The organism is Pseudomonas sp. P4_C3, assembly GCF_056402075.1.
Genome location: NZ_JBFUIC010000171.1, coordinates 1 through 9,439, shown reverse-complemented (window position 1 = coordinate 9,439; position 9,439 = coordinate 1). Strand labels below are relative to the sequence as shown.

The window sequence follows — 9,439 nt, the reverse complement described above, 5'->3', positions numbered from 1 at the left end:
CGAAAATCCAAAGACTGATTATAAGTCTGGTATCCAGGTCGCTGTTGACTATGGATTTAATTATCGGCTGACCCAGAATTGGCTAGCAGGTATTGGTGGGTATTTATCGACGCAGTTGAATGATGACCAGTCCCACGGGGATGATGTAGGTAATCGAACCAAGTCAATAAAAGTCGGACCACAACTGGGCTACGCAAGTCGGGACTTTGGAATAGTACTCAGCTATCAGAAAGATGTTTATGCTCGAAATACCTCGGAAGGTGACGCAGTGATGCTCAACGGAATGTTTAAATTTTAATTAGGTGCTGCAATTTTCACGCTTGGCTTCTAATGCAAGCGTTTTTTTAAATGTAAATCACTGCTGGGGGATGTTGGTTTTACTGAACTCTTGACCTCTACCCGCCATTCAGCGCGTATCGATTCTTAAAATACAAGAGAAGCGATACGTGACGCTATTTTGTCCCGTTCAACGACGACCTCAAAACGTTAACTTTTCTTGCAGGCGCTCTTGCAAAACATTACAAACGTTAATTTGCTAAACGGTTCGTATTGTTTCATTTATAATTGTCACCGCTTAGCAGCTGAGAGGTGAGGTTGCGCTAGCGCTTCGTCTGTTCAGGCGTCAGGAAAGGGGGCGGCAGCTTCCAAATCTCAAAAGATTATAACTCTCTGTTCTTTCACCCTTGCTGGTAGTGGTTCCGCGGATTTTCTGGCTGCTGGGGTAATGGGACACCAGGCAAAAATCCCCTGCCAGAAAACCGTAGGCAAAACACATCGCCACGGGCTTGACAGGCATAGCTGACAGCTGTAAGTATACGAAACGTCCCGTATCGTAAAAAATTGGTGGAAATTATCTTGTCGCTGGTGCTCGGTGAGAGCCGGGTAGGTTTTGTGAGTTTTCGGGAGGAGCGGTTAGCGGCGTCAAAATTGAAATTCAGCGAAGCCTAATACAAAAACAAAAGAGGTTCGTATATGCGTGTATTCAAGTCTACTGCGTACTCATATCCGGCGCCTTCAGGGCGGCCGAAGTACTTGGCATGCGTTCTCGCTGGCGGTGCGGTGAGTTTGATATCGATGAGTGCCAGTGCATTTCAAATTGACACGGGCGACAGCGATATTCGTGTCCGCTGGGATAACACCCTCAAGTACAGTTCTGCATGGCGTCTGAAGGACCAAAGTAGCAAGCTTTCCAAAAGCCAAGTCAGCCTGAACCAGGATGATGGTGACCGTGCTTTCGATAAGGGCCTGATCTCTAACCGTTTCGACCTTCTCTCGGAAATGGATATCGCTTACCGCAATTTCGGTGGTCGTGTGAGCGGGGCAGCCTGGTTCGACACCGAATACCAGAAGGACAACGATAACAACAACCCCGCACGCGCGAACCAGGTCTCAGTTGCCTATGACGAATTCACTGATGACACTCGACATCTGCATGGCGGCGACGGTGAGTTATTAGATGCATTCGTCTATTGGAATGGTGAAGTTGCAGATCGTGCTTTGTCCGTTCGCTTGGGACAGCATGCCTTGATTTGGGGGGAAAGTCTGTTTTTCGGGTCCAACGGGATTGCGGGCGGCATGGCTCCGGTGGACGTGGTGAAGGCTATTTCAGTACCGAATACCCAGTTCAAAGAGATCACCAGACCAGTAAGTCAGTTGTCTACTTCCTACCAGCTTACTGATGCGCTCTCGTTAGGCGCTTTCTATCAGTTTGAGTGGGAAAAAACACGGTTACCTGCTGTCGGTAGCTATTTCTCCACTCTCGACATACTTGGAGAGGGGGCCGAGCGCTTGATTGTTGGGGAGCCATTCCCGAATTTTCTTGGTGGTAATCCAAGTAGCCCTGCGGCTTTTTTCCACGGCAAGGACAAGCAAGCCAGGAATTCTGGACAGGGTGGATTGCAGTTGCGCTACGCAGCTGAAACCGTCGATTACGGGCTTTATGCTATCCAATACCACGATAAAACGCCCCAGTTGTACCTCCGTCCTAGTGTATCCGGCCCGAATTTTGCCACCGGGCAAGTGGGTGATTTCTACTGGGTGTATCCGGAGGATATTCGCGCACTGGGCGCAAGTTTCACTAAATCAGTGGGTGAGTACAGCTTTGCTGGGGAAGCGTCTATGCGCTGGAACATGCCCCTGGTATCGAATGGTCAGGTCGTACTGCCTGGTGTAGAAGCTGACAACAACAACCATCCGCTATATGCGGTCGGGCGGACAGCCCATGTTAATTTGAACGTTCTCGCTTCACTTGAGCCATCCATCATATCCAATGAGGCCAGCTTGATAGGTGAAATAGCCTGGAACCGGCTGCTGAAGGTTACTGAAAACCGATCAGCATTGGATCCGAATGCTACAGACGACGGTGTAGGACTGAAGTTGGTGTATACGCCAACTTATCGTCAGGTCTTCTCGGGCATCGATCTTAGTGTTCCGTTGGGTGTCAGCTATTTCCCTATGGGTAAGTCGTCTGTGGTCGGCAGTTTCGGGCCTGATAAAGGTGGTGATTTCAATATCGGTGTAACCGCCACCTACCTTGATCGTGTCACTTGTGGTCTGACGTACACACATTATTACGGTCCAGAAGACACCACGCTCAATGAAGCAAGCCAGTTCAATTATAAGCAAGCATTAAAGGATCGGGATTACTTGGCCTTCTCGATCAAGAGCACTTTCTAAGAGGATTTTGACATGACTTCTCGATTTAAATTTAGTGCCGCTTACTTTTTCATAATGAGTGCTGTTGCTCTAAGTGCGTCCGCGATGGCTTCCGGAGTAGATGATTTGGGTAAAAGCCTGACACCGTTGGGRGCGGAGCGGGCTGGTAATACTGATAAAAGTATCCCGGCATGGGATGGTGGATATACCACTGTTGATCCGGCTTATCAGAAGGGTGGCAAGCGTGGTGATCCTTTCGCCGCGGATAAGCCTCTTTTCAGCATTACTTCAAAGAACATGGCCCAGTACTCAGAAAAGCTGAGCGATGGTGTTAAAGAAATGTTCAAACGGTATCCAGACACCTATCGAATGGATATCTACCCAACGCGTCGAACGGCAGCGGCTCCGCAGTGGGTATATGACAATACAGCCAAGAATGCGGTTAATGCCAAGCTGGTAGAGGGTAGCGCGGGTCCAATGCCTGAAGGGGCCTATGGTGGCATCCCGTTTCCGATTCCGAAAAATGGCGACGAGGCGATGTGGAACCATCTGCTGAGTTGGAGCGGTACTTCGATTACAAGGGACGCTCGCTTCTATCTGATGACAGCCGATGGTCAACAGGTCATGACTACCGATGGTCGTGCTATCCAGGAGATGCCTTATTACTTCCAGGATGGCTCAGCGCAGACTTTCGATGGCGATTATTGGATGATCCGCCTGCTTAATATTGGTCCGCCCATTCGAGCCGGTGAGCAGGCGATGGATCGGGCCAATATCAATGCCGACAAATCACAAACGCATATCTACCTTGCCGGTCAACGGCGAGTGCGAAAGGTACCTAACTCCTGCTGCGACACGCCGGCGCCATCAACAGCAGGCGTGATGGCATATGATGAACTGTCCGTTTATAAAGGGCGACTCAATCGTTTCAACTGGAAGCTGGTAGGCAAAAAGGAATTATATATTCCCTATAACACCAATAAATTCTTTACCGCGGGCAAACCTGAAGATGTACTTGGCAAGCGGCATCTTAATCCGGACGTCTTGCGTTGGGAATTGCATCGTGTGTGGGTCGTTGAGGCTAATCTAAAGCCTGGCGAGCGGCATCAAATGGTTAAAAGCCGTTACTACCTGGATGAAGATACCTGGCAAGCGCTGCTGGGTGATCGTTGGGATGCAAGTGGTCAACTGGCGAAAACACTGTGGGCGCTACCGGCTGTCATGCCAGATATTCCTGCCCTGGCTTCTGTGTCGTCGGGGTTCTATGACTTTACGTCCGGTACTTGGTTTGTACTTGACCTGCTCACTGGGCAACCCTCGCAATGGGGGATTGTCGATCGCTTTAAGAAGTCTGATTTTTCGCCAACAGTCATGGCAGGGCAGGGTGTGCGTTAACGCTAAGCCTCTCTGAAAAGCACCGACAATCTCTTTGTTGGTGCTTTTGCAACACGCGATTCTAGAGATAATAAAAATGATAATAAACAGTCGTTTAAGTGCCTTGGCATTAGCTTTGGCTTTGTCTGCTTTAGCTTCGCTGGCTTGTGCTGAAGGCGGGGCTGTTGGCTCTGCCCTGAGCTCACCGGCCATGCAAATAGCCACACCCGCTCATGCTGTTCTGATTGATTTGGCACGTGCCGGTGATCGACTGATTGCCGTTGGTGAAAGGGGCGTCATCGTACTGTCCGATGACAACGGCCAGTCCTGGCGGCAGGTGCAAGTTCCGGTCTCAGTTAGTCTGGTTGCGGTTCAATTCGTGGACGCTATGCATGGCTGGGCAGTCGGACACGCTGGCACGGTGTTGGCCACTGTCGACGGTGGCGAGCGCTGGAGCCTCCAGCTTACGGGTATACAGGCTGCAGAGATTGAGTTGCAGACTGCTCAAGATAACAAGGCCAGTGCAGTCGATGCCGACGCGGTTGATATGCGCATCTCCAATGCCGAACGCCTGGTAGCGGATGGGCCTGATAAACCATTCCTGGCGCTGCACTTTCTTGACGCCAAGCGCGGCCTTGTCGCGGGCTCCTACGGAATGGTGTTTTCTACTCAGGATGGAGGGGCAACATGGCAGTCGCTGATTGGACGCATCGAAAATCCGTCGCTTGTGCACATCTACGCGATCGCTCGCAAAGACCACCTTTGGTTCCTTGTCGGTGAGCAAGGTTATGTGGCTCGTTCAACTGATGACGGAGAGTCTTTCGCACAGTTACCAAGCCCATATAACGGTAGTTTCTTCACCGCCAATGTACGGGGTGACGGAGCTCTGCTGGTCGCGGGCCTTAAAGGTCATGCCTATTTGTCATCAGATGATGGCGCCAGCTTTCATCAATTGAGGGTCTCCCGGCCGAACTCAATCAGTAGCTCCACTCGGTTGCCCGATGGAAGCGTATTGCTAGCCAATCAAACGGGTGATTTGTTCAGTAGCGTCGCCTCAAATGGTTTAGCGCTTGACCCAGTGGGCAAACCGCTGGGAACTCCCGTGAGCAGCATTGTTGAGGCAGTCGACGGCAGTCTGATTACTTCCGGTTTTGCTGGTTTGTCACGTTTTTCACATCCCGCCACTGAAGCTTCGGAGTGAGCATATGAATTCCGCTCGTCATCCTTCCCTGCCTGAGTCAGGCGTATTTGATCCGAGCTCAGGGACCTTGGTTGAGCGTGCTCTATTCAACCATCGCCACTGGGTGCTTCTGCTATGTCTGCTGATGACGGTCCTGCTCGGCTGGCAATCCACTCGACTAGGATTGAACGCTAGTTTCGAGAAGATGATCCCTACTGGGCATCCCTATATTGCCAATTATCTATCCAATCAAAAGGAGCTCTCTGGACTCGGTAATACGGTGCGTATCGCTGTTGCCAACAAGAAGGGGGACATCTACGACACTGATTACCTGCGTACTTTGCAGTCCATGAACGATCGTATCTTTTTGCTGCCAGGCGTGGACCGCATTTACATGAAGTCGCTATGGACGCCTGCCACACGCTGGGTTTCGGTGACGGAGGATGGGCTCGATGGTGGGCCGGTCATTCCTGACAAGTACGACGGCAGCCCCGCATCACTCGCTGAGTTGCGCAGCAATGTGCAGTTGTCCAACGAGATAGGCCAATTGGTAGCCTTCGACCAGCGGTCCAGCATCATTTCCATTCCTTTGCTGTCACGCACTCCGGATGGCCACCCTCTCGATTACGCCAAACTGTCTGCTCAGTTGGAAGCGCTTCGCGCCGAGTATCAAAGTGACAGTGTCGACATTCACATCACGGGATTCGCAAAGAAGGTTGGGGACCTGATTGATGGACTGGGGCAGATCATGCTGTTCTTTGCCGCTGCCATTGCTATCACAACAGCGGTGCTCTATGGCTATACCCGCTGCCTGCGGAGCACACTTTTGGTCGTGTTTTGCTCGCTGGTGGCAGTTGTCTGGCAGCTTGGATTGCTGCCGTTACTGGGGTATGAGCTTGACCCCTATTCGGTCCTGGTGCCCTTTCTTGTGTTTGCCATCGGCATGAGTCATGGCGCCCAGAAAATGAACGGCATCATGCAGGATATTGGTCGTGGCATGCACCGAGTGGTTGCCGCGCGTTTTACGTTTCGTCGCCTGTTTCTCGCCGGGCTGACTGCGCTGCTTTGTGATGCGGTGGGTTTTGCCGTGCTAATGATCATTCAGATCAAAGTCATTCAAGACTTGGCCATTATCGCTAGCATCGGCGTTGCCGTGCTGATTTTCACTAACCTCATTCTGCTACCAGTCCTGCTCTCCTATGTCGGCGTTCATCTCCGCGCGGCCGAACGGAGCCTCAAGAGCGAACGGGCAGAGCAGAGTGGTCAAGCGCGGCACATTTTTTGGCGATTCCTTGACCTTTTTACTCGCAAGCCATGGGCATTGATCAGCGTAGGTGTCAGCTCAGTGGCGGCTGTGCTGGGCTTTATGGTCAGCTTGCATCTGGCAATTGGCGATCTGGATGCTGGTGCGCCAGAGTTACGTCCGGACTCGCGTTATAACCTGGATGATGCCTTCATGACGCGCAGCTATGGAGCCAGTAGTGACTTATTCGCCATTATGGTGAAGACGCCTAAGGGTGCCTGCTCGCGCTACGATATCTTGCGTAAGGTCGATGATTTGGATTGGCAGTTGCGTAGTCTACCCGGGGTAGACTCAACGAACTCCATGGCTTTGCTAAATCGTCGTATGTTGGTGGGACTGTCTGAGGGCAACTCGAAGTGGTACGAGCTGCAAAATAACCAGGCGATGCTCAACATGATTACCGCCAGCGCCCCACGTGGACTTTACAACGAGTCCTGCAGCCTGCTGACGCTTTACGTCTTTCTCAAAGACCATAAGGCCGAAACCCTTTCGCGCCTGGTTAATCACGTTGAAGCTTTTGCAGCGGCTAATGACACCGATGAGGTCAAATTCCAGCTTGCCGCCGGTAATGCGGGAATTGAGGCGGCGACGAACATTGTGGTCAAAGAGGCCAATCGCGAGATGCTGTTCTGGGTGTATGGCGCAGTTATTTTGCTTTGCCTCATCACCTTCAGGTCCTGGCGAGCTACCGTATGTGCCGTAATCCCGCTCATGCTCACGTCGATACTGTGTGAGGCATTGATGGTCGGGTTAGGTATTGGTGTGAAAGTGGCGACCTTGCCGGTAATCGCTCTAGGCGTAGGTATCGGGGTTGATTACGCGCTGTATGTAATGACCATCATGCTGGGTTTCTTGCGCGAAGGTAAAAGCCTTTCCGAAGCGTATTACCGCGCCTTGGTCTCTACGGGCAAGGTTGTAATGCTCACAGGGATAACCTTGGCGATAGGTGTTGGTACCTGGATATTTTCCCCCATCAAATTCCAGGCTGACATGGGTGTGCTCCTGGCGTTCATGTTTGTCTGGAACATGGTGGGGGCTCTTCTACTGCTGCCGGCACTGGCTTACTTTCTTTTGCCTTCCATACCCCGCAGCGATGCTTCCAGCAGCAAGGTGGCCAACCCGGTGGCGTTGAGTGAACAACCCACTTCAGGTCATCCACTGCGTCTGCACAGCGCCAACTCCTGATCGGCGCGCCACGGCGTATTACGGTTGATCAAGGGCTTTCACAACAACTGCGGTGGCGGAATGTAGCGCCCGGCTAATCCTGGACCTGGTTCAGGTTTATCCCGCCAGTGACGCTGCCTCCGTCGGCAACGCAGTAGTGGCTCCGTCAGTGGGCATATTTTCCTGTTCCCGGGTGCACCACCACTAGCATGAAGAGGAGATGGGTATGTCTTTGGTGAGCCGGCTACTGGGTAATCTCTCGGTGGGAGCCAAGTTGTCGATCGGTTTTGGCTTGGTGCTGCTATTCACCCTCGCGGTGGGAATTGCCGCCTTCCATTCTTTGAGTCTGTTGGGAGTTCGCGGTGAACAACTTCGTACCGAGGACTGGATTCAAACGTTGATCCTGCAGGCTCGTATCGCGGAAAAAGAATATGCGCTGAATCTTTCTCCTCTGGCACAGGATCAAGTGCGAGGTGCAGTCGACCAACTCATTCGCCATTTTGATGATCTCCCCCAAAAAAACAACGCTGAGATCGCGATGCGGGATGCGTCCAGCGACTATTTAAAACAATTCCTAAGTTATGCCGAGTCTCTCCAGCGAGCACGAGAGGCTCGTTTACGCATGCAAACACTCGCGCAGACGGCGGGTGAGAGCTTCACCTTGGTATTTCTCGACCAGTTGGATGCATTGAGCGCGCAACAAGAACAAGGAACCCCTCTAGGCAGTGGGAAACTGTTGTTGCTGGAGCAGACCACCGCTCTGCGTGACAAGCTGGCCAAGCTCCGTGACAGCGAGCTTTATTATTCGTTGGATGGTGAGGAGCGCTTCCGTAGCGATTGGGAGATGAGCATGAGCGACCTGCTGTCTTCAATGCAGGTGCTCAATCTCGATGATCAGGAAAAGGTTTCGCTGCAGGCTGCAAGTAATGCTTTGGGAGATTATCGGAAAGCCTTCGAACAGTTCGTTGCCAGCCGCAAGCAAAGCGCTCTTAGTAGCGAAGCGATGAACACGCAAACCCAGCAAGTCAGCGAGTTGTTAGAGAAGGCCAACCAATTTCAGAGCCAGGCGATTCAACGCGATAGTCGCAACGCATTCAGTCAGCTAGGCCTTATTTGCCTACTGGCGTTAGCGTTGGGTATTGGCGCCAGTCTATTAATACGTCAGTTGATACTGCAGCCCTTGCGTCGGGCTGTACATCTGGCTCAACAGGTTGCTGCTGGTGACCTGAGTTGTGCGCTTGACGGTGGTAGCGGCCGCCACGATGAACTTGGGCAGCTATTGGACACGGTCAATAGCATGCTAGGTAGTCTGAGAGGCTTGGTTGGTCGAATTGGTACCGGGGTAGGCCTGCTCAATGGAACGGCAGGGAGCCTGGCAGAAGTCATTCAGCGCAGCAGCCGGGGAGTTGAGAGACAACGACAGGAGACTGAAATCGCCGCTACCGCCATGCAACAGATGACTGCGATGGCCAGCGAAGTCGCACGTAACGTTAAGGACGCTAGTGCTGCAGTAGCTCTTGCTGATGACCAGGCGCGCGAAGGTGACGATTTAGCACGCCAAGCGGGCTCCAAGATCGACCAACTTGCTTTAGAAATGACCGGCTGCGCTGATGCTATGCAATCGTTGCTGGCAGAAAGTACCGCTATTGGCGGCGTGCTTGACGTGATTAAAGCTGTAGCAGAACAGACTAATTTACTGGCGTTAAATGCGGCCATAGAAGCAGCGCGAGCAGGTGAGCATGGTCGCGGATTCGCGGTAGTAG

General features: G+C 52.2%; 6 protein-coding genes. All 6 read left to right on the top strand.

Annotated elements, in window-relative coordinates; translation table 11 throughout:
• Positions 1 to 298, top strand: a 298-nt coding sequence (locus AC1DVH_RS21340; RefSeq protein WP_477755481.1) for a transporter, incomplete at its 5' end; no start/stop codon positions are given.
• 674 nt (positions 299 to 972) lie between these two features.
• Entirely contained in the window at positions 973 to 2,676 is a 1,704-nt protein-coding gene (locus AC1DVH_RS21335) for a DUF1302 domain-containing protein (protein ID WP_477755480.1), read from the top strand.
• A gap of 12 nt (positions 2,677 to 2,688) precedes the next feature.
• The gene (locus tag AC1DVH_RS21330; RefSeq protein ID WP_477755479.1) at positions 2,689 to 4,050 is read left to right on the top strand and encodes a DUF1329 domain-containing protein; all 1,362 of its coding nucleotides are present in this window, start codon (positions 2,689 to 2,691) and stop codon (positions 4,048 to 4,050) included.
• 40 nt (positions 4,051 to 4,090) lie between these two features.
• Positions 4,091 to 5,230: a WD40/YVTN/BNR-like repeat-containing protein gene (locus AC1DVH_RS21325; RefSeq protein WP_477755482.1), complete on the top strand. Its 1,140-nt coding sequence runs from the start codon at positions 4,091 to 4,093 to the stop codon at positions 5,228 to 5,230.
• Between the two features lie 4 nt (positions 5,231 to 5,234).
• Complete coding sequence (locus AC1DVH_RS21320) at positions 5,235 to 7,697, top strand: efflux RND transporter permease subunit (RefSeq protein WP_477755478.1); 2,463 nt, start codon at positions 5,235 to 5,237, stop codon at positions 7,695 to 7,697.
• A 205-nt stretch (positions 7,698 to 7,902) separates the two neighbouring features.
• Positions 7,903 to 9,439 (top strand): methyl-accepting chemotaxis protein (locus tag AC1DVH_RS21315; protein ID WP_477755477.1); only part of this gene is annotated, 1,537 nt, incomplete at its 3' end.